The sequence below is a fragment of the Algisphaera agarilytica genome, from assembly GCF_014207595.1.
In the GTDB taxonomy this organism is placed as follows: Bacteria; Planctomycetota; Phycisphaerae; order Phycisphaerales; family Phycisphaeraceae; genus Algisphaera; species Algisphaera agarilytica.
Map to the genome: position 1 here is coordinate 3,370,103 of NZ_JACHGY010000001.1, position 25,587 is coordinate 3,395,689.

A 25,587-nucleotide genomic window follows, 5' to 3' on the forward strand; every position below is an offset into this window, starting at 1 on the left:
CACGCGATGACAAATGCAGGTTGTTGGAAATGGGTGGCGGTTCTGGGGATGTGTTTCGCATCTTTTTCGGCGTCGGCAGACGAATCTGAAGCTGCAGCGGGTCAAGTCGAGATCCATGTCGAAACCGATGCAACGAGCGACGCGTCGGAAACCACGCCGATCGTGGGCTGGATCGAACTGAACGGGATGTTGCGAGAGAGTCCGGTGCCGTTCGCCTGGGTGGCCGAGTCCGATGCGGGCCCCTCGCTGCAGAGCTTACTCGACCAGATCGCCGCGGTCCGTGACGGCGAAGAGCACAAGGGCCTGGTGCTCTTCCTTGATCAACCCGAGCTGTCGTTGACCCAGTGCACCGCGATCGCGGACGCCCTGATTGAGCTGCGGGCGACCGGGAAAACCGTGATGACCTTCGCCGAGGCCTATGACCTGCGCGACTACATCATCGCCAGCGCGGCCGACATGGTCCTGCTCCAGCAAAAGGGTTCGGTGGAACTGATGGGCATCGCCGTCGAGGAGATGTACCTGGCGGGCATGCTGGAGAAGATCGGCGTCAAGCCCGATCTGTTGCAGGTCGGGAAATACAAAGGGGCCGACGAAACGCTGATGCGTTCCGAGCCGAGCGAGGCCTGGGACGAGAACTTCGATGCGCTGCTCGACGGCTTGTACGAGCAATCGATTTCGCGGATCGCCGAAGGGCGGGGGATGACCCGCGAAGAAGTCGAGTCGCTGATGGCCGACTCGTGGACGCTGACGGATCAAGAGCTTCTCGCTCGCCGCGCGGTGGACCAGGTCGTCGATCGTGATCTGATCGAGGTCACCGAGGTCAGCTTTGGCGAGTACTTTGAGTGGGACACCGAACTCGGGCTCTACGCCACGACGATGGACACCAGCAACCCGTTTGCCATGTTCAGCGTATTGTTTGCCGAACCGACGGTGCAGACCGATCGGCCGACGCTCGCCGTGATCCACGCCGACGGCCCGATTATGTCCGGCGATTCGTCGTACGGCGACGGTCTGTTCTCCGAGGAGTCCATCGGCAGCCGTACGCTCGTGTACGCCCTTGAAGATGCGCTCTACGACGAGAACATCATGGGCGTGGTTCTGCGTCTGGATTCGCCCGGCGGCTCGGCACTCGCCTCGGAGGTGATCTGGCAGGCCGTGCGTGATGTCGCTGCAGAAAAACCGGTCTTCGCAGTCGTGGGGTCCATGGCCGCGTCTGGCGGGTACTACATCGTGTCGGGGGCCGATCAAATCTACGTGCAGCCGCACTCGATCCTCGGGTCCATCGGCGTCGTCGGCGGCAAGATCACCCTAGGCGGGTTGTATGACTGGGCCGGTGTCAGCATCACCCGTCGTAGCCGCGGCCCGGGGGGCGATCTGTTCAACTCGGTTGAGCCGTTCACGACCGAGCAGCGTGTGACCGTCCGTAAGGCTTTGCAGGTGGTTTACGACCAGTTCATCGATCGTGTCGAGATCGGCCGAGGCGATCGCTTGCCGGATGTAAGCACCGTGGCAGAGGGACGATTGTTCGTCGGCACCACGAGTATCGAAAACGGCATGGCTGACCGATTGGGCGGCCTCGACCAGGCGCTGGCTGACCTCGCGGAGCAGATCGGTCTGGACGAAGGGGAGTACGACGTGGTCAACCTGCCCGGGCCGATGTCGCTCAACGAATACCTCAACAGTCTGTTTGGCGTCAGCAGCCCCGCGGTGGCGATGGATTCGGATCTTCCGGCCTTCATGGGGGCCGCGAAGCAATTGCTCGGCCCGGTGGCCTGGCGGAACATCAGCCGGTCTATGCAGGGCATGATGTTGCTCCAAGACGAGCCGGTGTTGATGATGATGCCAACCGCTATCGTGGTGAAGTAAGAGCTTTCAGCGAGTCATCGAAATGAATATTTGTGTCATCCTTCCCGCTGCGGGGGTCGGACAACGCTTTGCGGCGGGCGGCAGCGCCTCGGCCAGCAAGATCGAGTTTGAACTCGATCACAAGCCCGTGTTCGTTCACGCGATCGAGGCGTTTCGGGCGGTGGGTAACGTCGGGCAGATCATCCTCGCGGTCCATCCCGAGCGGATCGATGATTTTCGATTTCGCTGGGAGGACAAACTCGCGTTTCTTCAGGTCGATTTGGTGGCGGGGGGCACGGTGGAGCGGTGGGAGACCGTGAAGCTCGCGCTCGATGCCGTACGCGATGGTGCGACGCACATCGCGGTGCACGACGCGGCCCGTCCGGTGGTTTCGCCGAAGATGATCGAACGCGTGTTTACGGCGGCCGAGCGATTGCCCGCCATCATCCCGGGTTTGCCGGTCAGCAGCACGCTGAAAAAAGTCGGCGATGCCGCATCGTCAGCACCGTCTGATCCGCTTGATGCGATTCTAGGTGATGCGCTCAGCCCGACCACGCAAGCCCGGCCGGTTCACGGCACCGTGTCACGCGAGGGGTTGGTGGCGATCCAAACCCCTCAGGTCTTTGAGGCCGAGTTGCTGCGCCGGGCTTATGCCCAAGCGCAAGACACCGAAGGCATCACCGACGACGCAGGCCTGGTCGAGGCGTTGGGTGAGGCGGTCCACGTGGTTGAGGGCGACCCGGGCAACATCAAGATTACCCATCCCGGTGATGCGGAGTTGGCCCTGGCGTTAATCGCTCACCGCAAGCAGGCCGTTGCCGAGAAGAAGGTGATCGATCTGTTCGGCGATGACGACGATTAAGCAAGCAGCACTGGTTTCATGGTTCGGTTGATTTCACACGCGCTTCAGTTCTGGGTGAGATGAGGTGGCGAGTCGCACGCATGGAGCGCCGGGCGCGTTTAGAATTTGTGGGTCGCATACTTTTGTTTTCTAACACATCAAGGGGTTTTCTATGCCAGCCATCTGCCGTCGTTCTTTCGCTTGTCTCTGGGTTTTAGTCCTCGCGCTGGTGTTGGCGGGATGCTACGAAGACGAGGCCGAGGTCACGATCAACGCCGACGGCAGCGGCTCGTTTGTGCAGACCATCCTGATTTCGGAGCAGATGGTGGTGGCGATGATGTCGGAAGACGAGAGCATGGGTGTCAGCAGTGACGCGCCCTTCGACGTGTCTCGTGAAGAACTGGAAGCCAAGCTCGGCGACGCGGGGAAGATCACCGCGTTTGAGACCGAAGACCTGGACGACGGCAGCATGCGGATCACCGTGCAGGGCACCTTCCAAGACGCCGCAGTGTTTTTCGGCAGCGAATACGCCCTCGACTCCCTCCAACTCGGCGTCGAGGCCACCGAGGACGGTCAGGCCGAAGTGATCTGGGTGGCCCAGGACGAATCCAGCCAGAACGGCCCATCGCTCGACCAGCTTTACGGCATGGCCAAGGGGCTCAAGATCGTGCGTGCCGTTAATCTTCCCTCTGCTCCCGTTGCCGAGCTGGGCGAAGTCGTGGGCAACCGCATCGAGTGGGCGATGGATCTGTCCGACCGCGTGGCCCTTGAGTCGACCAAGGCCATGATCGAAGCGTCTGATGACGGCGTTCTGGTGGCCAGCTTCGATCCTGTAGGCATCGATTTCGGTGTGGTGGAGGAGATGCCGGTTGTCGAACATGAGGCCAGCGGTCAAGACCAGCCGGCGAAAGCTGCGGCGCCGGTTGATACCTCGGGGATGGAAGTGGTAATCAACACGGTGGGCTGGACACGCTACGTCACGCTGAACGAAAACGCCTTCGCCCAGGACCACACCCTGAGCCTGGATATGGAACTCAAGTGGCCCGAGGGCAGCCGGCCGATCGCGGTCTACCCGGCGACGCTGACTTCGCTAAACGATGACCTGGGTAACAACCTGGTCCGTGAAGTGGACAACACGTTTGGCCAAAACCGCAGCGAAATCTGGGAACACTCCGATACGCAGATGATCCGTCTCGACGCCGACGGCCCGGACCGTGATGCACGGGCGTTGCTTGGGCTGTCGGGTGAGGTCCGGGTGGTCACGCAGGTGAACCTCGAGGCCGCGAGCCTGGACAACCCTACCAGCTTGGTGGGTAAAGCCAAAGTCGGCAACACCACGCTCGACGGCATGGGCTTCAAGATCAAAGCGATCAAAGACATGTCGCTGGAGCTCACGTTCAACGAAGGCGTCGAAGCTACCGAAGTCATCGAGTCTTTGACCGCGACCCTGCCAAACGGCAGCGTGGTCGAGAGCAACGGTTGGGGCGGTTGGGCGAACAACATGAACTACAGCTTCCCCGAAGATGTTTCGGGGATGAAGAACCTGACGGTCAATGTGCTCACCGGTGAAACGGTCGTGGCGGTGCCGTTCTCCCTGGAGAAGATCGAGCTGCCCTGATTGGCGGAGTCGCCAGGACGGTAAGGCTTACTCAGTGGGCTCGGCCTTGAGGAAGTTCTGCACCTTGGCGTTGGGGTTGAGTTCAAGAGCCCGTTGCGCTGCGTCGTGTGCGTCGTCGGGTCGGTTCAGTCGGCTGTAGATCACCGCCAGTCGGGTGGGGTGTTGAGCCCGATCGGGTTCGAGGATGGCTAACGCCTCGACTTGGAAAGCTGCGGTTTCGAGGTCACGCCGCTGGATGGCGATGGTGGCCGCGAGCTCACGGTAGGGGGCGTGGTACGGCTCGCAGTAGAGCGCGCGGGTGATCGAACGCTGAGCGGCGTCGAGTCGGCCAGCGCTTCGGTGGATCTCCGCAAGCTGGTGAGACCACGTCGAGGTATACGTGTCGCTACGTTCGAGCAGCTGCAACGAGCCGAGGGCTTCTTCGGGACGGCCCAAGTCGAAGGCGAGTTGGGTCAGCACTTTGTGGGGCCAGGGATCGACCGGCCGGGCCTGGGCGTAACGGTTCAGCCAGAGGCGGGTTTGCTCGGGGTCCACGCCATCCGCGGCACGTTCGGCGACGAGTTTGAGCAGGTCGGGGTGGTTGTTGCCGTGGGCCTCGAGTAGCTCGACGAGTTGGCTGGTGGCGATGCCCTGGCCGCCTGACGCGAGTACCGCGGCGGCCTCTTCGCTGGTTTCAACACGACCCAGTCCCCAGGCTTGGACCTGGCCCTCGGCCCACACACTGAATGCATCCATGAACGCGTCGGCGGTGTAGCCGGTGACTTGTTTCAGAGCATCGGTGTCGGAGACGCCTTCCCGGTAGAGATCCAGCAGGTCGACGACAGCCTGGTGCGACCAATGGATGGCGATGAACTCGAGCATCCAGTCGGATTGAGCGTAGGCCAGCGGGCGTTCACGGTCGGTCTTCGGGCGGACAAATCCCCAGTTGATCTGGTCGTATTCGAACAGCTTGTCGTTGTGGACGGCCCAGGCGAGCAGCTGGCAGCTGTCGAAGGTCCGCCCGGTGGTTTCGGAGGACACTGCGCACGCTTCGGTGAACCAGTGGGGCACGCGGTTCTGGGTCTGCGCGAGGTTGACGGTGTGCACGAATTCGTGCCGCATCACGTTGACCCAGTTGTACGGGTCGAACTGATCGGGGCCCGAGCGGGGCGGGGTCATGGAGATCACATCCCCCGTCGCGGCGGCGATGGTCCAGATGTCGGGCATGCCGGTGATGCGGACGGCAAAGGTGGACTGATCGGGCATCAGGTCGATCTGGGTTTTGTTGGCGGGGCGGTGCTGGAAGACGGCGGTGAGCTCGTCGTAAAGCTCTTCGAGCGGGCCGGGCATGTCGCGGGCCAGGACTTCATCGATCCCGGGGCGGTAGCGGATGACGAAGTTCTCGGTTTCGATGGTCTCGTATTCATCCAGCAAATCCTCGACGAGGCGGAGCTGGTTGTTGATCCGTTGGTGGAACGGGTCGAGGCGTTGGGCGTGGGCGAGTTCGAGGCGGGCGCTTTTGAGGTCGCCCGACTGCATCAACAGGAGCCCCAGTTCGAGGCGGGGCGCGGGCCAGTTGGGTGAGCGCTCTATGGCTCGACGCAGCAGGTCTTCGGCCGGGATGTACTGGCGGTCGAGGCTCATGTACTCGCCAGCGATATACAGCGCCAAGGGCGAGCCCACGGCGTCTTCCCGGCCGCCGGTGCTGATTTGATCGAATCGGTCCAACGCCGACGCCAACGCCGAATCGTCGTACGCCATCGCTTCGGTCGCCGCGGCGAGGGCGAGGAGTTCGCGGTTTTTGGGGAAACTCTTGAGTGCGGGTACGAGCACCTTCCGGGCGGAGGCCACGTCGCATTGGCGAAGGAACGACCGGATGTCGATCACGTCCGCCAGCGGATGGATCGGGTTGATCGTTCGGAGTTGGTCGGACACCTCGGCTGCGGCGTCGAAGTTATAGCTGTCCACCCAGAGCCGTCCGAGTTCGTACCAGGCGATGCCGGCCTTGGGGTTGAAGCTCAACGCTTCTTGCAACGCATCGCTCGCCTCGGACCAGTTGTCCTTGCTCATGAGCAGCTGCGCTTCAGCGACGCGGGCGGGCCAGTACAGCGGGTCGAGCTCTTGGTAGGCCCGGGCATACATCCCCAGAGCGAGTTCGTAGTCTTGTGAAGGTCGGCCTTCAAGATGGGCCAGCAACACGATCGCGTTTGCCCCAGCGGTCAGCTCTGCAGGATCCGTCAGGGTTTCGTGCTGGAAGCGCTCACGCAGCGGGGTGAGCAGAGCCACGGCCTCGCTCAGCCGACCGAGGTCTTCCAACGCACGCCCACGCAGAAAAGCCGCGGCGACCGTTACCTCATCTTGCAGCAGACGCAGGACTTCCCCGGCGTCGCCACGGAACAGCGCGACTTCGGCCCGCAGCGTAAGGTCGGACGACGCTTCAAAAGTGGACGGGTCCGACAGCCGGTAGCTGGCCCAGGCGAGGGCCGCCTCTTCGTCGGGTGTTTCGGCCGTGAAGTCGTCCCACTGGCCGTGGAACAGCTTCAGGGCTTGTCGACGCGTTTCGTCGATGGCGGGGCTGTCGAGGATGCGGGTCAGGGTCGCCGACAACTCGACCTCGGGGTGCTCGTGCCCGTCGGCTTGGGTTTCGATCAGGCCGTCGATCACGGTGGTGTCTTGTAGCGACACCTGAGTGGTGGGGACGAGGGCGGTGGCTCCCAGCAGCAAGAAAACGGCATAGCGTTGGAGAGACATCATCAGTTAGTTTAGGATCGGTACCGCCATGAACCAACCCTTTCCCGAGTTTGCCGGCGATTTCCCGATTCTGCGGAAGCTCGATTTTTTCAACCACGCGGGGGTCGGTCCGATCAGCGGGCCTGCGGCCCAGGCGATCCGTGACTACGCCGAGCAGGCCCAGTCGGAGGCCTACGTCGGGGCGGACTGGTACCGCCGGGCGAATCAGACCAAGAAGCTCGCGGCCCAACTCATCAACGCCAAGGGCGGCCACGAGATCGCCTTTGTTCCGAACACCTCGACGGGCTTGTCGCTCGTGGCCAAGGGGCTGACGTTTCATCCCGGCGATCGCGTGATCATCACCAACGTGGAATACCCCGCCAACCGCTATCCGTGGGAAGACCTGAAACGCTTGGGCGTGGAGCTTTTCGAAGTGCCCCAGTCGGCCGACGGACGGATCGATGTCGAACAGGTGTGCGACGCGATCAACGACCGGACGCGGGTGGTGTCGCTGTCGCATGTGCAATACGCCTCGGGTTTCCGGATCGACCTCAAGCCGATCAGCGACATGGTCCACCGGGCGGGTGGGTATCTGTGCGTCGATGCGATTCAGAGTTGCGGGGTGCTGCCGGTGGATGTGGAGGCGATGGGGATCGACTTCCTTTCGGCCGACGGGCACAAGTGGATGCTTGCCCCAGAGGGCGCGGGGATTTTTTATTGCCGTGAAGCGTTGTGTCCGTTGCTGCATCCCAACGTGGTCGGCTGGATGAATATGGTCGACGCGGGGAACTACGGCGACTACCAATTCCGGTTTCAGGATGACGCCCGTCGTTTCGAACCGGGCAGCTGGAATATCCCGGGGATCGTGGCGCTGGGCGCGAGCCTTGAGTTGTTGCTTGGGGTTGGCGTCGAAGGCATCTGGTCACGGGTTGAAGGTTTGACTCACCAGTTATGTGAAGGGTTGGAGGCGAAGGGGTATTCCGTATTCACTCCTCGGGCTTTGCCTGAGGAACGTAGCGGGATTGTGATTTTTGATCTGCCGCAACGCTTGCGCGATGCCTTGGACCCCAGGCAACTCGTGGCCGAACTGCAGAAGCAAGGCATCGTGATCGTGGTCCGAGAAGGCCGACTCAGAGCGAGTCCACATTTCTACAACACGCCCGCACAGATCGATCGGCTGATCGACGCGTTACCCGCGGGTTAAACTCGTCTTGGCGTATCGTGTCGGTTTGTTTAGACTTTGAAGTGCCGTGTCGACGTTGCACGACATGGCATGATTCAACCGCCATGTTCAAATCTCAGGAAGGTCTCGAATGTCGATTTCCCAACTCTTTTCGCTACCGTTAACGCTCGCGCAAGACGAACCGCCAGCCGAAGACGCCGCCTCCGAAATTGAGGCCGTGCAGGCCAGTGCGAAGGAGGACGCCCAGCAGGCGCTCGACGGCGTGATGAGCGGCGACGTGGGGGCCGCGTGGCCGTTGGTCGAAAAATATCTGTTGCCGCTGGCGCTGGCCATCGTCATCCTGATCGCCGCGATTATCGTGGGCAAGATCATCGCCAAGATCGTGTCGAACTCCACACGCAAAGCCAACGTCGATGAAACCCTGGCCCGCTTCTTCGGCAAGCTGGCGTTTTATGTCGTGGTCATCCTGGGTGTGATCGCGGCGCTGGGGCGGGTCGGCATCGAGGTGACCGCCTTCGCCGCCATCCTCGCCGCGGCGGGCTTTGCCGTGGGTATGGCCCTGTCGGGAACCCTGAGCAACTTCGCGGCCGGCGTGATGCTGTTGATCTTCCGCCCATTCAGCGTCGGCGATGTGGTCTCCGCTGCGGGCATCACCGCGAAGGTGAACGAGATCGAGCTTTTCACGACCACGTTCGACACCCCCGACAACCGCCGCATCATCGTGCCCAACTCGTCTATTTTTGGTGGCACCATCGAGAACATCACCCACCACACGGACCGACGCGTCGACGTGGCGGTGGGCTGCGATTACTCGGCTGACATCGACAAGACCCGCGAAGTCCTAACCGCGGCCGTGGAATCGGTCGGCGGCCGGATCGATGGAGACGGGCGTGGCTATCAAGTCTTCCTGTCCGGGCTCGGCGCATCGTCGGTCGACTGGGCGGTCCGCGTGTGGTTCCCCGCGGCGGACTACTGGGGCAAGTACGAAGAGCTGACCCGTGCCGTCAAGGTGCATCTGGACGAAGCGGGGATCGGCATCCCGTTCCCGCAGATGGATGTTCACGTCGACGGCAAGCTCGGCGACTGATCGCACAACACCAATTCACAACAGCCGAGCCTTTGCGGGCTCGGCTGTTTTTTGCGCGTTTTCACGGGGAATCGGGGCGTGTGGGTCTCAGTCCAGGGGGACGACTTGCAGCTCCCAGCCGGGCTCGGTGGGCAGGCTGGTTTCAAAGGTGTCGTCCGAAATCTCGGCGTTGGCTTCAAGCTGAAACAGGTCCACGATCGTCTGGTCGTCGTCGGCCTCGAGGGTTGCGGCGCGGAGCGGCAGCAACGTTTCGCGATCAAACCACAGGTCGATCCGCTGGGCGTCGGTGCCCGCGGCCGGCTTGGGGGTCAGCCGGAGGTGAAAAGTCCCGGCGTCCGATTTAGGGTCGCCCTCTGCGGCATCGATCAACTCGACGTCAAACTTCTGCAGCACCCGGTCCTTGCGTAGATTTAACGGCAGCAGAAACGGCCCATCGCCGAGCTCGAGATTCGCCTGCTCGCCTTCGGGAACCAGTTCGCGTTGCGTGGCGGTTTTATCGATGGCGTCCATGTCCAGCAGCCAGCGTCCGTCGTAGATGTAGCTCTGATCGATGTCTTCGATGAGGTCCTCGATCTTCATGCGGGTGAACTGAACGGCGAACCGCATCGAAGGGTTTTGGTCATCCGCGGCAGCGTACTTCAACGGCCCGAAACGCTGTGTCTCTTCTTCGAGCAGCGAAGCGATGGTGGTCATACGGACCCGCGCGGTGAGCGTAAGGGTTTCGCTGGCGCTGCTTTCCAGCAGGGTCAGCCAGCCCTCGGCGGTGGGTTCAACGGGCTGAACCACCACGGGCTCGATCGTGTCCGGAGCGACCGGTTGGACCGGCGTGTTGGGGGCAGGCTCAGCGGGCGCCGCGGTGCACCCGACCGCAATCAATGAGAAACCGATCGCGCAGGACAACGAATGCCAAGCGCCGCTTTTTCGGGTCGGATCAAACGGGGTCTTCATCAATGGATTTTATCAGCGGGATCGAGAAGGGCGGGCGTGTCTGATAGATCAGTCACCGGGGCGCAGTGCACCACTTCCGGCTGACCATCGGTCGCACGCGCGGGGGGTTGTCCGATAGGCAACACCAAGGGCACCATGAAGATCAGGACTTTCGCCCTGAACATCTCATCTCTCATTCCCATGATGAGAGTGTACCCCCTTATCGGCCGTATGAGAAGAGCGGTGACCCTTGTTCAGGGCATATTTTCACGACCGATAACGTTCCGTGGGAAATCTTTCGGGGTATACCGGTCAGGTAATTTGGGGAGGTCCAAAACGGGGGGCTCAGGCGACCTCGGCCAGGGGGAAGCGTCGGAAGACCATCCGGGTCGGATCGATCTGACGCAGCGCCTCGGCGACGCGATCGCTCAACGCGCCCAGGTGGCCCACGAAGTAACCCGCCAGGCTGGGGTGGGACGAGAGCCGTGAGACCTGCGCGGCCACCGACGACTCGACTTGTGCTTCGGGGTCGATCGGAACGCACTGCACCAGCAGGATCCCGGCGCGGTCGGCGGCGTCGTAGAGCAGCTCCGGGCCGAAGTGGTCCCGCACCAAAAGCAACGACTCGCCGGTTGCGGGCAGGAGCTGATTGGCATCGGTGCGATCGATCACGACCACGGAATCAAAGTCGCAGATCCGGCCGTTGACCAGCAGCGATTCGTCGAATTCCTCGCCTAGGACACGGTCTCGCCGGACGCTGGTGAGGCCGAACGTCACGGACTGCTCGGCGTATCCCAGGCCAGGTTCCTGCACTGTGACCGAAAGGGTGTACAACGCCTGCTCACCCATCCCCGCGGGCCACCAGCGTTGTGGACGAACGATCTCGAAGCGTACGCTGCCCGAATGATCGGTGAGTTGGACCCGGGCACTTCCTTCGTCGTGGAAACCGTCGCTGCCGTCGATCTCGATCTGGACATCAACCGCACCCCCGGGGGGTTGGCTGATCGAGCCCGTGACCGCGGGCAACGTGGTGAAGTGGGCGTCGATCACCGCCTGGTCGCGATCGACGTAGCGGACGAGCGGGCGGATGGATTCCAGACGAACACCGTGATGCATGGCGTACTCCCAAAGGGCGTGACGCAGGCCGAACCTAATGTATGATCGGATGAAAGATTTGTGAACTACAAATTTTAGAGGTTACGATTCCGTATTCTTTCTCCCATTTCCGGAAACCCGTCATGACCAGGTTCGCCTCTCCATTTTCGCTTCTCCGGGCCCAACGCCAAACCCTCCATGGCCTCGCCGGTGTAGGGATGCTTGTCCTTGGTGCGCTGTTGGTGTTTGGTACAGCCCCCGAAGCGACCGCCCAGCCCCGCGGCTTGTCCAAGTTCGAGAGCCGGGCCTACGTCATCCACACCAACCTGACGAAAGAGGAGGCGCTCGAATACGGGGTCCACATGGACCTGATCTACAAGGAGTACAGCAAACGCTTTTCGGTGCTCGAAGGAAAAGGGCGGGGCAAGCAGGACCTGTACCTCTTGCGTACCCGGCAGGACTACATCCGTGCGATGGCGGCGTTTGGGCTACAGGCCGAGGCGTCCGGCGGGATGTTCTTTTGGGGGCCGGGCATTTCGGGGCTGGCGACCTGGGTCGAAGGACTGTCACGCGATCAGGTGTTCTCCACGCTGCAACACGAAGGGTTCCACCAATTCGCCTACACCAAGATGGGCGAGAACTTGCCGCTGTGGGTTAACGAAGGACTGGCCGAATACTTCGGCGCGGCGATCGTCGTCGAAGGCAAGGTGCGGATGGGTATCGTCGATGAAGACCGCGTCGAGCGGGTGCGGCGGGCGTTGGAAGCCGGGCAGGCGCTGACGTTCCGCGAGTTGCTGGGCATCCAATCCAATCAGTGGCACCAGAACATGCTGAGCGGATCGCACAAGGGGTATCTGCAATACGATCAGTCCTGGGCGGTCGTGCACTTCCTGGTTCACGGCGACAAGGGGCGCTACAAGAAAGCCTTCGGCAACTACCTCGTGCTGATCAGCCAGGGCGCGACCCACGACCAGGCCTTCAGCCGAACCTTTGGCGACGACACGCGCAAGTTCGAAGCGCGTTGGGAAAACTTCATCGAGAAGGTGGAGCCCGATCACTACAGCATGGCCCTCAAACGCATGCAGTTCCTTGGCGAGGGGCTGCGTTTTCTCGAATCACAGAACGTCGACACGCCCAAGACAACACGCGACCTGCGGAAGGCGTTGCAGGCCCGCGGGTTCCGCCTGACCTGGGTCACGCAAGCCGGCAAAAAGGTGGTCGATTCAGACGACAGCTCGCTGTACAGCTACAAGGACAGCAAGGGCAACACCCAGCGATTCGAGATCATTCCCGCGGAAGAGGACTCGGAACTGCCGCCGTCGATGAGCGCGCCCAAGCTCAAGCCCGTGGTGTCGCTTACTTGGATCAAAGACGACCAGGGCAACCTCCGCTCACAGCTCGAATACGGCAAGAAGCGCCGCCGGTAGGGCGGTGGCGAGGAAAGCAAGCCCGAAAGCAATCGCCAGCAAAAAACGCCCGAGGTTGACCTCGGGCGTTTTTACGTGTTTCAAAATGAGTCGGGCCTTACGAACCGGTGAAGAATTTCTTCACCGCGTGGACGGTCAGCTGCCGGCCCGCCTTGCCGATCGCTTCGGTCAGCGGGATTTCCTTGGGGCAGACCTGCACGCAGTTCTGGGCATTGCCGCAGTCGCTAACGCCACCGGGGCCCATCAGCACGTCCAGGCGCTCTTTCTTGAGCTTCTTGCCGGTCTCGTGTTCGTTGAAGTAGTACGCCTGAGCGATGGCCTGAGCGCCGAGGAAGTCGTTGTCCTTGGTGAACTGCGGGCAGGCTTCGAGGCAGCAGCCGCAGGTCATGCAGCGGCTGATGGCGTAGCGTTCTTCTTGTTTCTCGGGCGACTCGGTCGGGCCCGCTCCGAGGGAGTGCGTGCCGTCGATCGGCACCCAGCCCTTGACCTTGATCAGGTTGTCGAACATCCGCTGGCGGTCGACAAACAGGTCGCGGACCACGGGGAACTTGGTCATCGGTTCGAGGGTGATCGGCCCGCCGTTGGCCTCGGCCAGCAGCTCGGGAACGAGGGCCGAGCAGGACTGCCGGGCCCGGCCGTTTATCACCATCGTGCACGCGCCGCAGACTTCTTCGAGGCAGCCCGCGTCCCAGACGACCGGCTCGACGTCTTTGCCGTCGGTGGTGGTGGGGTTCGCCGCGATGTACTGCAGCACGCTGATGACGTTCTGCGACGGACGGACGGGCACTTCGAATTCCTGCCAATAGGCGGGCTGGCTTTCGCCGTCTTGACGCTTCACACGGACGAGGAATTTCTGGTCGGGGTTGGGTGCAATCATGGGGTGCTTTCGAGTAGTCAGGGCGATCTTCGATCGCCCGCTAAACGTTGTGAACGAATTCAGCTAGCTGCGGCTTCTTCTTTCTTCTCGGGGCTCGCATCAACCTTACCGTAGGTCCGTGCACGCAGCGGGACCAGCGGGCTGGGGATGTCTTCCCATTCGATGATCGGCTTGTCCGCGTCGGCGTCGTACTTCACCTTCGTGGTCTTGTGGAACTGGTCGTCAACCCGCTCGGTGTAGTCGCTACGGTAGTGGCTGCCGCGGGATTCTTTGCGGGCGATCGAGCCTTCCATAAGGGCGTCGCTGTAGACGATCATGTCGCCGAGGGCGCGGGCGAAGCTCACGTTCTGGTTGGTGTAGACACCGGTGTCGCTGATCTTGAGGTCTTGGTACTTGGCCTTAATCTCGGCGAGTTTCTCCCGGCCCTGCAGCAGCCGCTGCTCTTCCTTGACCACGGTGCAGGTTGCGGTCATCTCCAGGCCCAGCTCCTGGTGGATCTCGTAGGGGTTGTTGGCCCCGGTGGATTCAGTGAGTTTCTGGACTTTGGCTTTTTCCTGCTCGACGTACTTGTCGAACAACGCGTCGGGCAGCTCGCCGGCCGGGGTGCCCTGCGGGGCGTGGGCGTAGTTGTGGACCGACAGGCCGTTGTAGAGGCCGTCGAAGATGCAGGACAAGAGGGCGTTGGCGCCCAGGCGGGTTGCGCCGTGGTAGGCGTAGTTGGACTCCCCGAAAGCGTAAAGCCCGGGGATGTTGGTCATCATGTTCTTGGGGTCGCCGTAGAGCAGGCCCTCGTTGGGCTGACGCTTGGGCTCCGAGGCGGGGGTGTAGGTGTCCCGCTCGGGGTCGTAGGGCTCGTAGATCGTGTAGAGCCCGCCCATGGTGTAGTGCACCGCAGGGAAGATCTTCATCGGGACTTCACGCGGGTCGTCGCCGGTGAACTTCTCGTAGATCTCGAGGATCGCGGCGAGCTTGTTCTTGGTGGCGATGGGCAGGTGGGTGATGTCGAGGTAGACCTGGTTGGCCCCGCCGATACCCAAGCCTTCCTGACAGACCCAGAAGATCTCACGGGTGGCGATGTCGCGGGGCACGAGGTTGCCGTAGCCGGGGTACTTCTCTTCGAGGAAGTAGTAGCGTTCTTCCTCGGTGATGTCGAGGGGGTGCCGGTCGTCGCCCTTCTTGCGGGGGACCCAGACGCGTCCGCCTTCGCCGCGGGCCGACTCGGACATGAGCCGGCACTTGTCTTCGCCGGGGATGGCGGTGGGGTGGACCTGGATCATCTCGGGGTTGCCGAGGTAAGCGCCGGCCTGGTAGCAGCGGGCGACCGCGGCGCCGGTGCAGATCACCGACATGGTCGACTTACCGAACATCAGGCCGTTGCCGCCGGAGGCCATCACGACCGCGTCGCCGCGGAAGGCTTTGATCTCCATGCTGCGGACGTCCTGGGCGACGATGCCCTTGCACACACCCTCGTCATCGATGATCGGCCAGAGGAACTCCCAGAACTCGTACTTGTTGATCTTGCCCTCGGCCTCGTAGCGACGGGTCTGTTCATCCAACCCGTAGAGAAGCTGTTGGCCGGTCGAAGCGCCCGCAAAGTGCGTCCGCTTGAACAGGCTGCCGCCGAAGAGGCGTAGGTCTCGCATGCCCTCGGAGGTGCGGTTGAACGGCACGCCCATGCGGTCGAGCAGGTCGATGATCTTGGGCGCCCAGTGGGTCATCTCGTAGACGGGCGGCTGGTGGTTGAGGAAGTCGCCGCCGATGAGCGTCTCGTCCATGTGCTGCCACTCGGAGTAGCCCTGCTGGCGGGCGACGTCGTTGCAGGCGTTGATCCCGCCCTGAGCACACACGCTGTGGGAGCGTTTGACCGGGACCAGAGAGAACAGGTCGACCTTGGTACCCGACTCGGCCACACGGACCGCGGCGGAGAGTCCCGCCAATCCGCCGCCGACGACGATCACTCGGGGTTCTGCTTTTGCCATCGTTGCTTCAACTCACTTTCACTACGCGGAATCGATCCGCATTTCATCATCGAGAAGTCTAGGTCCCCACCCACGCCACGGCCGCGATTATTTGTTCACCGGGATCGCCACCGCGGGGTCTTCGACGATCAGGAGGAACAGCTCGGTTTGCTCAGGGGTCATATCGGAGAAATCGAAGATCAACGCCGCCACGATCGCGATGCTGAAGAACGCCGTGAGGGCGATGAACATCGCGATGCAGACGTAGCCCCAGCGTTTCATCGAGGACGTGGTAATCGTCAGGCCCCAACTGATAGCGGCGGTCCACAGGCCGTTAGCCCAGTGGAAGACCGCCGAGAGGGTGCCGACTACGTACAGGACCACGACGATCCAGCTGTACTGCAAGGCATACGCCGTCAGTGGCAGCGACATCGGCACATCTTTCAGGTGCTTGGGGATCCCGCCGTCAACCGCTCCTGCGGCCTGGTAGCCCTCGCCGTAGAACGGGGTGAACCAGCCAAAGATATCCCACCGCCACCGCAGGGTCGCGATGTGCAGGAAGATGAAGATCAACGCGATGATGCCGGTGACGCGCTGGAGCGTGTAGCGGACATTGCTGCCGTAGCTGTAGTGGGTGAGGTTGCCCTTGCCGGTGAAGGTGTACCACAGGCCGAGCACGGCGTGGAAGCCGATTGCGCCCCACAGGCTCATCTCGATGAAGAGCAGGAAGGGCATGCTGTGGATGAAGTCGACTTCGTGCTGGAACTCGCCCTTGCCGGTCGCCGGGTCCTGGCCCCAGATCATCTGGGCGTTCGTGAACAGGTGGACGCAGACGAACAGGCCGATGGGCACGATGCCCGACAACGAGTGGAGCCGCCGCAGCAGGAAGTGGTTCTTGCTCAGCAGGGCGGAGGGGGAGAGCTGACTTCCAGAGGGGGCATCAATGGCGGTCACGGTCGTGAACCTTTCAGGGCGGGGCGGGGGTTGGGAGGTTTAGGGCTTTAGGCCAATCATCGGCTAGGCACCACGCTGAGCATTGGCAACCTGCACGTAGCGGGTGCGCAGCTCGTACATCGTGCCGGCGAGCATCTTCTCTTCGTCTTCGGTGAGGTTGCCTTTGGTTTTTTCTTCGAGCACGCCCAGCATGTCGATCTGGTAGCGGGCCAGGTCGAGGTGCAACGCGGGCTGGCCGGTCTGCGGATCGGGGATCGCGCCCATGGCAAACAAGGCCTGGGTGACGAACGAGCTCAGCAGTGTTTCAAAGTTGGCGGGGGGCAGTGCTTCGCCACCGGGGCCGCCGAAGTCGGTGTTCTCGGGGGAGTCTCCACCCGGCTCGGCTTTGGAGGCGGCGGCGAGCTTTTCCTTCTCGGCCTGGGCCTGGGCTTTCCAGTCGCTGTCGATCTGAATCTTGGGTGTGTCGTCCGTGTCACTCATTAATCAGCCCTTTCGTAAGCATGACTATAGATTCCCTGCGGCGACATGCCAACCGCACCTAAAACGTATGGTTTTCAAGGCTTCGAGGCGAGACTTCGTCTCAACGGGTGACTTGGAACTCGCCGTGGTTTCGCGCACAATATCGAGCCTTCAGTCAGTCAACCACCACCTTCAAGAGTTAGGAATCCATGTCCGATCCCGCCCGCGAAACCGGTACCCTCCTCGATGTGAAATACGACGCCAACGGCCTCGTCCCCGCGATCGTGCAGGACCACGAGTCCGGCGAAATCCTCATGATGGGCTGGATGAACGAAGGCGCCCTGAAGCAAACGCTCGAGACCAAGCTCGCCAGTTTCTACTCCCGGTCACGCCAAAAATTCTGGATCAAGGGCGAGAGCTCAGGTAACACCCAGGAAGTCGTCGAGGCCCGGATCGACTGTGACCAGGACACGATCATCCTCAAGGTCAAATCCAACGGCCCATGCTGCCACGTCGGCTACAACAGCTGCTTCTACCGCAAGATCACCGGCCCCGAAAGCCTCGAAACCGTGGATGAAAAAGCGTACGACCCCAGCGAGGTCTACAAGTAAGGCGAATCACTACGTGGCGGGTTAATGCAGGCTGGCGCGGAATTGGCTCGGTGTGCGGCCGACCAGTTGCTTGAAGCGTCTTGAAAAGTGTTGTGCGTCGGTGAAGCCCAGGCGGACGGCGATTTGTTTGTCGTTCATCGTGGTGTCGCGCATCCACTGCCGAGCCTGATCGATCACTTGCCCCGAACGATAGCGCCCCGGTGATACACCAAAGGTTGGGGTAAACGCACGCCGGAAGGTGGTGTAGGACACGCCGAGTTCGTTGGCTAGCGAGTCCCAGTCAACGGGTTTGTTGAGATGCTCAGCGAGTCGTTGCTTCGCTTGACTCAACCAGCGTGGAGCTTGGGCGTCGGGTGGGGCTGGTGAAAGCTGAGCGTTCGCGATCAACCGGCTGAGCACGGCCTGCCAACGGCCCAGACGGAGCAACCCTTCCTTGGTGGAGCGAGATGGATCATCTGCACCATGGACAGCTTGATAGAACTGCGCGGGCCAGTCTTGTGGTGATTCGATAGTCGTGACCGGCGGGTCGGTGTGGAAGATGCCGTGCTGCTGCCAGAGTTCGAAGAGTGGTCCTTCGAACACAACGTAGGTTTGTACCCACCCGTCGGTGCCCGGGCTGTAACGGTGGCCCAGTTCGGGAGTCAGCTTGATGAGGCTGCCGGGGCCAAGGTCTGCCTCGTATCCGTTCTCGTCGAGGTAGGTGCCCTCGCCGTTCACGACCACGACGACTGCGTAACTCCCCAGTCGACGCCAGCTCGGCCAGGGCATCTCGCGGGCTCCGTCTTGCCTGACGGTCGCCGCCTGACTTACCCGCCCCAAGGGGTGGGGTGGCTCGCTGGCGGGGCACGACCAGTACCAGGATTCGGGGAGCGCTAAGGCCATGGTCAAAATATACGACAGATGGTCAAATGAGCTATCGACAGCTGAATTTTTTGGGAGAAAATCCCAGTCCGCCTTCGGTCAAATGATGAATGGAGTTGCCATGAGGACCCGGTTTTGCCTTGATGAATTCGAACTCGACAGCCCCGAACTCGGTCGGCTGCAGGACAGTTCTCCGATCGTGGGCGATCCGGAGGCTTTGCGTGAGCGCCTTCGAGTACAGGGCTATTTGTACATGAAGGGCTTTTTCGATCGTGAGGCAGTGCTCGGGGCTCGTGAGGTGATCCTTAAGCATATGGCGGAGCACGAAGGGCTCGAGCCCGGTTCCCGTCCGCTGGACGGGGTGATGGGTCGGTACGGCAAGAGCGTCGGGATGTTGGGCAGACGCGCGATCACCCACCACCCTGCGGTGAAAGCGGTGCTCGAAGCCCCGGGCCTGTTTGATTTCTACCGCGGGCTGTTCGAGGAATCCGCCTCGACATTCGACTTCAAATGGCTCCGGGCGATCGGGGTGGAAGAAGCCACGGGCTGCCACATGGATCACGTCTATATGGGGCGGGCATCGCAGCGGGTGATGACGTGCTGGGTGTCGTTCGGGGACATCCCGGTCGAGCAGGGAACTCTGGTGGTCTGCGAGGGGTCCCATCGTGGTGAACGTTTCGCGAAGCTGCGCGACACCTACGGCAGGATGGACGTCGATCGCGACGGCATCGAGGGCTGGTTCACGATGCATCCGCGTGAAGTGACCGGGGCTTTCGGCGGGCGATGGCTGACCGACGATGTCGAGGCGGGCGACTTCATCACCTTCGGCATGCATCTGATGCACGCCTCGACCACCAACACGACCGACCGCTGGCGTATCTCGTGTGATGTGCGTTTTCAGCCCTCGGCCGATTCGATGGATGAGCGATGGCTCGGCGAAGAGCCTCCCGGCCACTCGGTAAAGCAGCACACCTCCATGAAGCAAGCTCGGGCGGCGTGGGGGGTGTGATCCAGACCGGCGGGCGTGAATTTTTTTAGAATGCCTGCATGTCTAAATCCAAACCAACAGAAACGCTTGATTCTCGGCTGCGTAAGCTCCGCGGTCGGTTACGCGATGCCGGGCACGACGCTTTGCTCGTCACCAACCCTGTCGATACCCGCTACCTCACCGGCTTTGTCGGCGACGATTCGTGGACGCTTGTCCCGGCCAAGCGTGGGCAGCCGATCGTGCTCAGCGATAATCGGTTCGAGGAGCAGATCAAGCAGGAGGCGCCGCACGTCAAGGCGGTGATGCGAAAGCAGAGTTTGGCCGACGAACTCGCCAAGCTCGCGGATCGGCGGAACCTGCAGCGTATTGCCGTGCAGTGCGGGCACCTCACCCTGGCCCAATACGACGCGATTGGGAAGAAGGTCGGTAAGCGACGGCTTCAGGCTTTCGAGGATGGCTTGCTCGAGCAGCGGGCGGTCAAGACCGATGACGAGGTCCGCCTGATCCGCAAGGCGGGGAAGATCCAGCAGGAGGCGTTTATCGAGCTGCTGGATTTCATCGAGCCAGGCCAACGTGAGTCGGAGGTGGCGGCGTTTCTCGAGTACCGGATGCGGGCGCTCGGGGCCGACGGGGTGAGCTTCCCGTCGATCGTGGCGGCGGACGCCAACGCGGCGCTGCCCCACGCGATCCCGGGCAACCGCAAGCTCAAGAAGGGGGGCATCGTGCTCATCGACTGGGGCGCGAAATACAAGGGCTACTGCTCGGACATGACCCGCGTGATCGGGCTGGGCGGGATGAAGCCGAAAATGCGGGAGATCTATCAGGTTTGTTTGGAGTCTCAGTTGGCGGGGATCGACGCGATCAGGCCGGGCGTGAAGTTGACCGACGTCGATGCGGCGGCCCGCAAGGTGATCGACGACGCGGGCTACGGTGATTTCTTCGGGCACGGCCTGGGCCACGGCATCGGTCTGGACATCCACGAGGCCCCGCGGCTTTCGCCTCTGGCGGGCCCCGGCGTGCTGGAGCCGGGTCACGTGGTGACGGTCGAGCCGGGCATTTACCTGCCGGGCGTGGGCGGGGTGCGGATCGAGGACGATGTGCTGGTCACCGCTCGGGGCAAACAGGTGCTGACCGACTTGCCCAAATCGCTAGAATCCGCGATCATCTAGGGTTACGAGAGGGTTAATCTCTATATTGCTGCGGGGTGTTGGAACCCCCAGTCCGAATCAAAAACCAACGAGACGGCTTCTATGAATGACCTCAAAACGATCCGCCAGCTCATCAAGATGATGGTCGACAACGACATCTCCGAGATCGATCTGGAGGGCGAAGGCGAAAAAATCAAACTCAAGCGTGGTGGTGTCGGCGGCGTGGGCGGGCCCAACAACGTCCAATACGTCAGTGCCCCGGCCCCGACCGCTTCGGCTCCTGCCGCCCCGGCTCCCTCAGCCGCAGCGGGCGACGCCGGTGACGCCGCCGCCGCGGATGCCGAAGACGACAGCCTGATCACCATCGATAGCCCGATGGTCGGCTCGTTCTACACCGCCTCGAACCCCGACGCCGACGCCTTCGTGAACACCGGCGACAGCGTGAGCGAAAATACCGTGGTCTGCATCATCGAGGCGATGAAGGTCTTCAACGAGATCAAGGCCGAGGTTACCGGCACGATCGTCGAGGTGCTGGTCAAGAACGGCGACGCGGTCGAGTTCGGCCAGCCGCTGTTCAAGATTAAGCCGTGATAGGGGCTTGGGTGTTGGGGGCTTAGGGGCTTAGGACCCTAAGGGCGAGTTTTCTGAAACTCACTCCAACACCCAAGGGTTGCGCCGTTTCATCAGGCGTGATTTTCCCTCCTAAGCTCCCAAGCCCCTAAGCCCCCAGGCCCCCAACCCCCATGTTCTCACGCATCCTCATCGCAAACCGTGGCGAGATCGCCGTCCGCATCATCCGCGCCGCTCACGAGCTGGGCGTCGAAGCGGTGGCGGTTTACTCCGAAGCCGACGCCGAGTCGAAGCACGTGAAGATGGCCGACCACGCCGTGTGTATCGGCCCGCCCGCGCCCAACGAGTCGTACCTCAACATCCCTCGCATCATCGCCGCCGCGGAAGTCACCAACGTCGACGCGATCCACCCGGGCTACGGCTTCCTCGCCGAGAACGCCCACTTCGCCGAGGTCTGCCGGTCCTGCAACATCGAGTTCATCGGCCCCTCGGTCGAAGCCATGCAGACCCTCGGGGACAAGGTCGCCTGCAAGCAGCTCGCCATCAAGAACAAAGTCCCCACTTCGCCCGGCTCCAAGGGCGCGGTGGAAACCGAGGCCGAGGCGCTCAAGCTCGCCAAAGAGATCGGCTACCCCGTGATGATCAAGGCGTCGGCCGGCGGCGGCGGACGCGGGATGCGGGTCGCCCACAACGACGGCTCGCTCCGCAGCGGCATGAAGGCCGCCAAGGCCGAGGCGGAAAACGCCTTCGGTGACGGCACGGTCTACCTCGAAAAATTCATCGAGAACGCCCGCCACGTCGAGGTCCAGGTCATCGGCGACCAGCAGGGCAACGTCTGCCACCTCTATGAACGCGACTGCACCATGCAGCGCCGCAAGCAGAAGTTGATCGAAGAAGCGCCTTGTCCGGTGCTCACCCGCGGCGAAGCCGAATCGCTCTGCAAATCGGCCGCCCGCCTGGCCAAGGCCGCGGGCTACCACACCGCCGGCACGGTCGAGTTCCTCATGGACTCGAAGAAAAACTTCTACCTGATGGAAGTCAACACCCGCGTCCAGGTCGAGCACCCCGTGACCGAGATGATCACCGGCGTCGACATCGTCAAGACCACCATCGAGGTCGCTGCGGGCAAGCCCCTGTCCTTCAAGCAGAAGGACATCAAGGTCAACGGCCACGCCATCGAGGTCCGCATCAACGCCGAGGACCCGGAAAAGGGCTTCATCCCCTCGGCCGGCCTCGTGCAGGAGTTCGATCAGCCCGGCGGCCTAGGCGTTCGCATGGATACGCACTGCCACGCCGGCTATCGCATCCCCCCGAACTACGACTCGATGATCGGCAAGCTCATCGTCCACCGCAAGACCCGCGACGCCGCGATGGATGCGCTGCTGGGCTCGCTCAACGAGTTCCACATCGCCCCAACCAAAACCACGATCCCGCTGCATATCCGCCTGCTGAAGAACGGTAACTTCCGCAAGAGCGACGTGGACATCAACTTTGTTGAGCGCCTGCTGGGGCTGTGAAACCGTCTGGTTTTACTGTTGGGCACCCGGCTCAAGCGTGACCATCAATTCCAGCTCGTTGTCCGGGCGGAGTTGGTACTTGCGTGAGTTGGTGCCCTTGAGCCATTGGCCTGAGGGGAAGAAGCCGTCGAGGTTCGGCAGGTCGAAGGTGATCAGGTCGTACTGCGGGGCGTCGACCGTGACCTGATATTTGGTTTGCCCGGTGGCGAGCCGGAGGCGGGCGGTGCCGAAGCTGTTGCCTTGCTCGGTCACGGCAGCGCTGGGCTTACCCAGAGAGCCGCTGCGGGGGGTGATGGTGATCACCGGCTCGGCGACGGGCGAGCGGTCCAGCCGATCCCGGACCGAGACGATCACCCACGCCTCGGGCGAGGCGCACCCCGCCAGGGTGGAAAGCGTGATCAGGACGGCGAGGATGGCAGAGACACTGAGCTTCATCACGTGGTTGCTAGCTGGGTTACCGCAGGCCACAGCCCGCGGGTGGGGTTATCCGTTGTCCGGCCACTCGCCGGTAAACACCTCGACGGCCGGGCCGGTCATGATGACCTGGCCGTCCTTGGAGCCTTCGTCACCTTCCCAGTGTAACTTGAGCGGGCCGCCGGGCAGGTGGGCGGTTAGGGTCCGCCCAGTCCGGCCCGATAACACCCCCGCCACGCAAACCGCACACGCCCCGGTGCCGCAGGCCAGCGTCGCGCCGCTGCCACGCTCCCAGTGGTACACCTCGACCTCTTCCGGGCTCTTCACCCGCACAAAGTGGACGTTGATGCGATTCGGGAACGCGGGATGGCGTTCGAGCTCGGCCCCGAGATCGGGCTGCACGAGGTCCGAGTCGTCATCGATATAGATCACCACGTGGGGATTACCCATACTGACGAAGACCGCGTTATCGAGACGGGCATCGAGCTTGGATTCATCGACGGGGATAGCGGGCAAGTCCAGGATGGGGGCACCCATGTCCACGGCCACCGTTTCGACCTGGCCTTCGCCGTCCAGCGTGTACTCCAGCGAGAGCACGCCGTTGCCGGTCTGGATACGCATCGGGTTGGCGGTGGGGTTGGGGCCCAGGCCGTGGTCGTGGACGAGCTTGCAGACGCAGCGGATGCCGTTGCCGCACATCTCGGATTCGCTGCCGTCGGCGTTGAACATGCGCATCCGGGCGTCCGCCTCGACGCCGTCCTCGGCGGGCATCGCCAGGATGAGCCCGTCGCCGCCGACACCGAAGTGGCGGTCGGCGATCTTCACGGCAAGGGCCGCGGGGTCATCGATCGTGTTGGAGAAGCCATCGACGTAGACGTAGTCGTTGCCGAGGCCGTGCATCTTGGTGAATCGCATCGTGGGGTCTCGTTCGGGGAAAGCGTGGGATTATAGGCGAATCTCGCAACATCCCAACCTTCCCACTTTAGCCCCGGGTCAATGACCCGGGGTGCCGCGGCTTCCCACAAACAGGTTTCAACCCACCACCCCCCAAACGATCACCCCCACCAGCAAGAGCAAACTGACCGCATTGATCTTCCACATCATCCGATCGATCGGCGGCCGGTCCAGCGGCTGTCCGATCAGAGAGCTGAGGTACGCCTGTCGCCACGCGATCGAGCCGTGCCGCCAGCTCCGTCGGTTGGTGGCGATGTGGTTCAGGTCCGCGACGCGTTGCAGGGCGCCGATCATCGAAGCCACGCCGAACTCGTCAAAAAGTGTCGCGGGGGCTCGGGAGGGCAGCTCGGCTTCAACCGTCGTCTCCCCCGGGGTGGCCCGCGTCCGCTCGTCATGGACCACGGTCATATGCCGGGCTCCGAAGGTGTCCGCCTGCCGCTCGATCCGTCGCGACACCCAGCCGAACTGCAACGCCCACAACACCAAGCCCACGACCGACAGGCCCGCCTGAACCCATGCGGGCCAATCGCCGCCGAGCTTCAACAACGTCTCGCCCAACACGGACAACACCCCCACACCCGCCGCCGCGGAAATCAGCAGCCACCACAGGTGACGCATCCGAACGTGGGCCAACTCGTGGGCCATGACGGCCTCCACCTCACGCTCGTTGACCTGGTCCAGCAGCCCGTCGGACAGCAGGATGAATCGCACCCGGCCGAACAAGCCCATGACCGCCGCGTTGATCATCCCGCCGAAGGTCCGCCACAGCAGCAGGTCGCTCACCCGGACGCGGTGCCGATCGCACATCGACAGCAGCTTGTCGCGGATCGGCCCCGGCGGCAACGGCACCGTGTCCCACAGTTTCCGGATCATCAGCGGGGCAAACAAAAAAGCCACGCCCGCGCCAACGGGCATCAGCCAGAGCTGGGTGGTGCCGGTGATGTGGCCCGCGGTCTGGAGTTTCACCAGCGTCTCGCTCCAGGCCATGATCACCAGCAGCGGGCCGAGGATCATCGCGAAGTGGTTGCGGATCTGGGCGGTGACGTACTGGCGTCGGGTCCAGACCGGGTAGAGCGGAAGGCCCTGGTCGGCCCGGGTGAGCAGCGTCGCCTCACGCAGCCGGCGGTCGATCGGGTAGTACACCCAGTACGAAAACACCAGCAGCCCCAGCGTCGGCAGCATCACCACGAGTTCATCAATCAGCACCCAGTCTCGCGGGCCCGTGGTGCCGGGCGTGTCCGCGCCACGCAGCCAACTCGGCAGACCCGCCCAGAGGTCGAGGACAAAGCTGGCCAGCGCGAACAGCGGGAAAAGGGCGGTGAAGCGATTCAGGCGGTTGATGCTACGCATGCCCCCGGCTTTGCCCAATCGCCGTGTAGTTCGACGGCAAGCCCACGCATAGCCCAAGGCGAGAATCGCTTTCGGCACCAGGACACAGACCAAGAGCCAGCCCAACGGCAGAACAACACCCAGTCCCGAGAACTCGGGGGTGTCGTGCATGAAGATGGCGAGCGCAAGCCCCAACAGGATCAGTTGCATGGGTC

At 62.5% G+C, this 25,587-nt stretch carries 22 protein-coding genes; 11 read left to right on the plus strand and 11 right to left on the minus strand.

What is annotated here, in order from left to right; genetic code table 11:
* Nucleotides 1-48: 48 nt before the first annotated feature.
* The 3 genes from HNQ40_RS14615 (at nucleotide 49) to HNQ40_RS14625 (ending at nucleotide 4,304) form a co-directional block, all read left to right on the plus strand.
* Entirely contained in the window at nucleotides 49-1,866 is a 1,818-nt protein-coding gene (locus tag HNQ40_RS14615; RefSeq protein ID WP_184678571.1) for a S49 family peptidase, read from the plus strand.
* A 22-nt stretch (nucleotides 1,867-1,888) separates the two neighbouring features.
* A complete protein-coding gene (locus tag HNQ40_RS14620) occupies nucleotides 1,889-2,707 on the plus strand; it encodes an IspD/TarI family cytidylyltransferase (protein ID WP_184678572.1) in 819 nt (272 codons plus the stop codon).
* Nucleotides 2,708-2,858: 151 nt separating this feature from the next.
* On the plus strand, nucleotides 2,859-4,304 hold the full coding sequence (locus HNQ40_RS14625; protein WP_184678573.1) for a hypothetical protein: 1,446 nt from the start codon (nucleotides 2,859-2,861) through the stop codon (nucleotides 4,302-4,304).
* A 27-nt stretch (nucleotides 4,305-4,331) separates the two neighbouring features.
* Here the strand turns inward: HNQ40_RS14625 and HNQ40_RS14630 are convergent, their stop codons facing one another.
* Nucleotides 4,332-7,037, minus strand: coding sequence for a tetratricopeptide repeat protein (locus HNQ40_RS14630; RefSeq protein WP_221435549.1), 2,706 nt, complete (start codon nucleotides 7,035-7,037; stop codon nucleotides 4,332-4,334).
* A 25-nt stretch (nucleotides 7,038-7,062) separates the two neighbouring features.
* Between HNQ40_RS14630 and HNQ40_RS14635 the strand changes: the two genes are divergently transcribed.
* Together HNQ40_RS14635 and HNQ40_RS14640 are read left to right on the plus strand one after the other, a co-directional pair.
* Nucleotides 7,063-8,217 (plus strand): aminotransferase class V-fold PLP-dependent enzyme, encoded by a 1,155-nt coding sequence (locus HNQ40_RS14635; protein WP_184678575.1) that lies wholly within the window; start codon nucleotides 7,063-7,065, stop codon nucleotides 8,215-8,217.
* 109 nt (nucleotides 8,218-8,326) lie between these two features.
* Nucleotides 8,327-9,283 (plus strand): mechanosensitive ion channel family protein, encoded by a 957-nt coding sequence (locus HNQ40_RS14640; RefSeq protein ID WP_184678576.1) that lies wholly within the window; start codon nucleotides 8,327-8,329, stop codon nucleotides 9,281-9,283.
* 87 nt (nucleotides 9,284-9,370) lie between these two features.
* Here HNQ40_RS14640 and HNQ40_RS14645 read toward each other — a convergent pair whose 3' ends face one another.
* Both HNQ40_RS14645 and HNQ40_RS14650 read right to left on the minus strand, forming a co-directional pair.
* Nucleotides 9,371-10,231 carry a LolA family protein gene (locus HNQ40_RS14645; protein WP_184678577.1) on the minus strand — a complete coding sequence of 287 codons (861 nt, stop codon included), beginning with the start codon at nucleotides 10,229-10,231 and terminating at the stop codon, nucleotides 9,371-9,373.
* A 324-nt stretch (nucleotides 10,232-10,555) separates the two neighbouring features.
* On the minus strand, nucleotides 10,556-11,326 hold the full coding sequence (locus HNQ40_RS14650) for a hypothetical protein (protein WP_184678578.1): 771 nt from the start codon (nucleotides 11,324-11,326) through the stop codon (nucleotides 10,556-10,558).
* 122 nt (nucleotides 11,327-11,448) lie between these two features.
* Here HNQ40_RS14650 and HNQ40_RS14655 point away from each other — a divergent pair, with 122 nt between their 5' ends.
* Nucleotides 11,449-12,732 carry a DUF1570 domain-containing protein gene (locus HNQ40_RS14655; protein ID WP_184678579.1) on the plus strand — a complete coding sequence of 428 codons (1,284 nt, stop codon included), beginning with the start codon at nucleotides 11,449-11,451 and terminating at the stop codon, nucleotides 12,730-12,732.
* A gap of 97 nt (nucleotides 12,733-12,829) precedes the next feature.
* Here HNQ40_RS14655 and sdhB read toward each other — a convergent pair whose 3' ends face one another.
* The 4 genes from sdhB to HNQ40_RS14675 all read right to left on the minus strand — a co-directional run bounded on the left by sdhB (nucleotide 12,830) and on the right by HNQ40_RS14675 (nucleotide 17,001).
* Nucleotides 12,830-13,609 carry a succinate dehydrogenase iron-sulfur subunit gene (gene sdhB / locus HNQ40_RS14660; protein ID WP_184678580.1) on the minus strand — a complete coding sequence of 260 codons (780 nt, stop codon included), beginning with the start codon at nucleotides 13,607-13,609 and terminating at the stop codon, nucleotides 12,830-12,832.
* A gap of 59 nt (nucleotides 13,610-13,668) precedes the next feature.
* Nucleotides 13,669-15,588, minus strand: a complete 1,920-nt coding sequence (locus tag HNQ40_RS14665; RefSeq protein ID WP_184678581.1) for an FAD-binding protein — start codon at nucleotides 15,586-15,588, stop codon at nucleotides 13,669-13,671.
* Between the two features lie 87 nt (nucleotides 15,589-15,675).
* A complete protein-coding gene (locus tag HNQ40_RS14670) occupies nucleotides 15,676-16,521 on the minus strand; it encodes a hypothetical protein (RefSeq protein WP_184678582.1) in 846 nt (281 codons plus the stop codon).
* Nucleotides 16,522-16,584: 63 nt separating this feature from the next.
* A complete protein-coding gene (locus HNQ40_RS14675; protein ID WP_184678583.1) occupies nucleotides 16,585-17,001 on the minus strand; it encodes a DUF1844 domain-containing protein in 417 nt (138 codons plus the stop codon).
* A gap of 188 nt (nucleotides 17,002-17,189) precedes the next feature.
* On the opposite strand from HNQ40_RS14675, the gene hisI reads away from it, so the two are divergent.
* Entirely contained in the window at nucleotides 17,190-17,591 is a 402-nt protein-coding gene (gene hisI / locus HNQ40_RS14680; RefSeq protein WP_184678584.1) for a phosphoribosyl-AMP cyclohydrolase, read from the plus strand.
* A 21-nt stretch (nucleotides 17,592-17,612) separates the two neighbouring features.
* On the opposite strand, the gene HNQ40_RS14685 is transcribed toward hisI, so the two are convergent.
* Nucleotides 17,613-18,473, minus strand: coding sequence for a helix-turn-helix domain-containing protein (locus tag HNQ40_RS14685; protein WP_184678585.1), 861 nt, complete (start codon nucleotides 18,471-18,473; stop codon nucleotides 17,613-17,615).
* A gap of 85 nt (nucleotides 18,474-18,558) precedes the next feature.
* Between HNQ40_RS14685 and HNQ40_RS14690 the strand changes: the two genes are divergently transcribed.
* From HNQ40_RS14690 to accC, 4 genes are all read left to right on the plus strand, one after another.
* Nucleotides 18,559-19,461 (plus strand): phytanoyl-CoA dioxygenase family protein, encoded by a 903-nt coding sequence (locus HNQ40_RS14690; RefSeq protein ID WP_221435550.1) that lies wholly within the window; start codon nucleotides 18,559-18,561, stop codon nucleotides 19,459-19,461.
* Nucleotides 19,462-19,499: 38 nt separating this feature from the next.
* The gene (locus HNQ40_RS14695) at nucleotides 19,500-20,609 is read left to right on the plus strand and encodes a M24 family metallopeptidase (RefSeq protein WP_184678587.1); all 1,110 of its coding nucleotides are present in this window, start codon (nucleotides 19,500-19,502) and stop codon (nucleotides 20,607-20,609) included.
* Nucleotides 20,610-20,690: 81 nt separating this feature from the next.
* Nucleotides 20,691-21,179 carry an acetyl-CoA carboxylase biotin carboxyl carrier protein gene (accB, locus tag HNQ40_RS14700; protein WP_184678588.1) on the plus strand — a complete coding sequence of 163 codons (489 nt, stop codon included), beginning with the start codon at nucleotides 20,691-20,693 and terminating at the stop codon, nucleotides 21,177-21,179.
* Between the two features lie 152 nt (nucleotides 21,180-21,331).
* On the plus strand, nucleotides 21,332-22,675 hold the full coding sequence (gene accC / locus HNQ40_RS14705; protein ID WP_184678589.1) for an acetyl-CoA carboxylase biotin carboxylase subunit: 1,344 nt from the start codon (nucleotides 21,332-21,334) through the stop codon (nucleotides 22,673-22,675).
* Nucleotides 22,676-22,687: 12 nt separating this feature from the next.
* Here accC and HNQ40_RS14710 read toward each other — a convergent pair whose 3' ends face one another.
* The 3 genes from HNQ40_RS14710 to HNQ40_RS14720 form a co-directional block, all read right to left on the minus strand.
* Complete coding sequence (locus HNQ40_RS14710) at nucleotides 22,688-23,110, minus strand: hypothetical protein (RefSeq protein WP_184678590.1); 423 nt, start codon at nucleotides 23,108-23,110, stop codon at nucleotides 22,688-22,690.
* A gap of 48 nt (nucleotides 23,111-23,158) precedes the next feature.
* On the minus strand, nucleotides 23,159-24,004 hold the full coding sequence (dapF, locus tag HNQ40_RS14715) for a diaminopimelate epimerase (protein WP_184678591.1): 846 nt from the start codon (nucleotides 24,002-24,004) through the stop codon (nucleotides 23,159-23,161).
* 117 nt (nucleotides 24,005-24,121) lie between these two features.
* Nucleotides 24,122-25,582: a M48 family metallopeptidase gene (locus HNQ40_RS14720; protein ID WP_184678592.1), complete on the minus strand. Its 1,461-nt coding sequence runs from the start codon at nucleotides 25,580-25,582 to the stop codon at nucleotides 24,122-24,124.
* Between the last annotated feature and the right edge of the window lie 5 nt (nucleotides 25,583-25,587).

Excerpts from the sequence above, each read along its gene's own strand:
- HNQ40_RS14615 (WP_184678571.1), top strand. The coding sequence starts at position 49 with ATGTGTTTCGCATCTTTTTCGGCGTCGGCAGACGAATCTGAAGCTGCA.
- HNQ40_RS14620 (WP_184678572.1), top strand. The coding sequence starts at position 1,889 with ATGAATATTTGTGTCATCCTTCCCGCTGCGGGGGTCGGACAACGCTTT.
- HNQ40_RS14625 (WP_184678573.1), top strand. The coding sequence starts at position 2,859 with ATGCCAGCCATCTGCCGTCGTTCTTTCGCTTGTCTCTGGGTTTTAGTC.
- HNQ40_RS14630 (WP_221435549.1), bottom strand. The coding sequence starts at position 7,037 with ATGATGTCTCTCCAACGCTATGCCGTTTTCTTGCTGCTGGGAGCCACC.
- HNQ40_RS14635 (WP_184678575.1), top strand. The coding sequence starts at position 7,063 with ATGAACCAACCCTTTCCCGAGTTTGCCGGCGATTTCCCGATTCTGCGG.
- HNQ40_RS14640 (WP_184678576.1), top strand. The coding sequence starts at position 8,327 with ATGTCGATTTCCCAACTCTTTTCGCTACCGTTAACGCTCGCGCAAGAC.
- HNQ40_RS14645 (WP_184678577.1), bottom strand. The coding sequence starts at position 10,231 with ATGAAGACCCCGTTTGATCCGACCCGAAAAAGCGGCGCTTGGCATTCG.
- HNQ40_RS14650 (WP_184678578.1), bottom strand. The coding sequence starts at position 11,326 with ATGCATCACGGTGTTCGTCTGGAATCCATCCGCCCGCTCGTCCGCTAC.
- HNQ40_RS14655 (WP_184678579.1), top strand. The coding sequence starts at position 11,449 with ATGACCAGGTTCGCCTCTCCATTTTCGCTTCTCCGGGCCCAACGCCAA.
- sdhB (WP_184678580.1), bottom strand. The coding sequence starts at position 13,609 with ATGATTGCACCCAACCCCGACCAGAAATTCCTCGTCCGTGTGAAGCGT.
- HNQ40_RS14665 (WP_184678581.1), bottom strand. The coding sequence starts at position 15,588 with ATGGCAAAAGCAGAACCCCGAGTGATCGTCGTCGGCGGCGGATTGGCG.
- HNQ40_RS14675 (WP_184678583.1), bottom strand. The coding sequence starts at position 17,001 with ATGAGTGACACGGACGACACACCCAAGATTCAGATCGACAGCGACTGG.
- hisI (WP_184678584.1), top strand. The coding sequence starts at position 17,190 with ATGTCCGATCCCGCCCGCGAAACCGGTACCCTCCTCGATGTGAAATAC.
- HNQ40_RS14685 (WP_184678585.1), bottom strand. The coding sequence starts at position 18,473 with ATGGCCTTAGCGCTCCCCGAATCCTGGTACTGGTCGTGCCCCGCCAGC.
- HNQ40_RS14690 (WP_221435550.1), top strand. The coding sequence starts at position 18,559 with ATGAATGGAGTTGCCATGAGGACCCGGTTTTGCCTTGATGAATTCGAA.
- HNQ40_RS14695 (WP_184678587.1), top strand. The coding sequence starts at position 19,500 with ATGTCTAAATCCAAACCAACAGAAACGCTTGATTCTCGGCTGCGTAAG.
- accB (WP_184678588.1), top strand. The coding sequence starts at position 20,691 with ATGAATGACCTCAAAACGATCCGCCAGCTCATCAAGATGATGGTCGAC.
- accC (WP_184678589.1), top strand. The coding sequence starts at position 21,332 with ATGTTCTCACGCATCCTCATCGCAAACCGTGGCGAGATCGCCGTCCGC.
- HNQ40_RS14710 (WP_184678590.1), bottom strand. The coding sequence starts at position 23,110 with ATGAAGCTCAGTGTCTCTGCCATCCTCGCCGTCCTGATCACGCTTTCC.
- dapF (WP_184678591.1), bottom strand. The coding sequence starts at position 24,004 with ATGCGATTCACCAAGATGCACGGCCTCGGCAACGACTACGTCTACGTC.
- HNQ40_RS14720 (WP_184678592.1), bottom strand. The coding sequence starts at position 25,582 with ATGCAACTGATCCTGTTGGGGCTTGCGCTCGCCATCTTCATGCACGAC.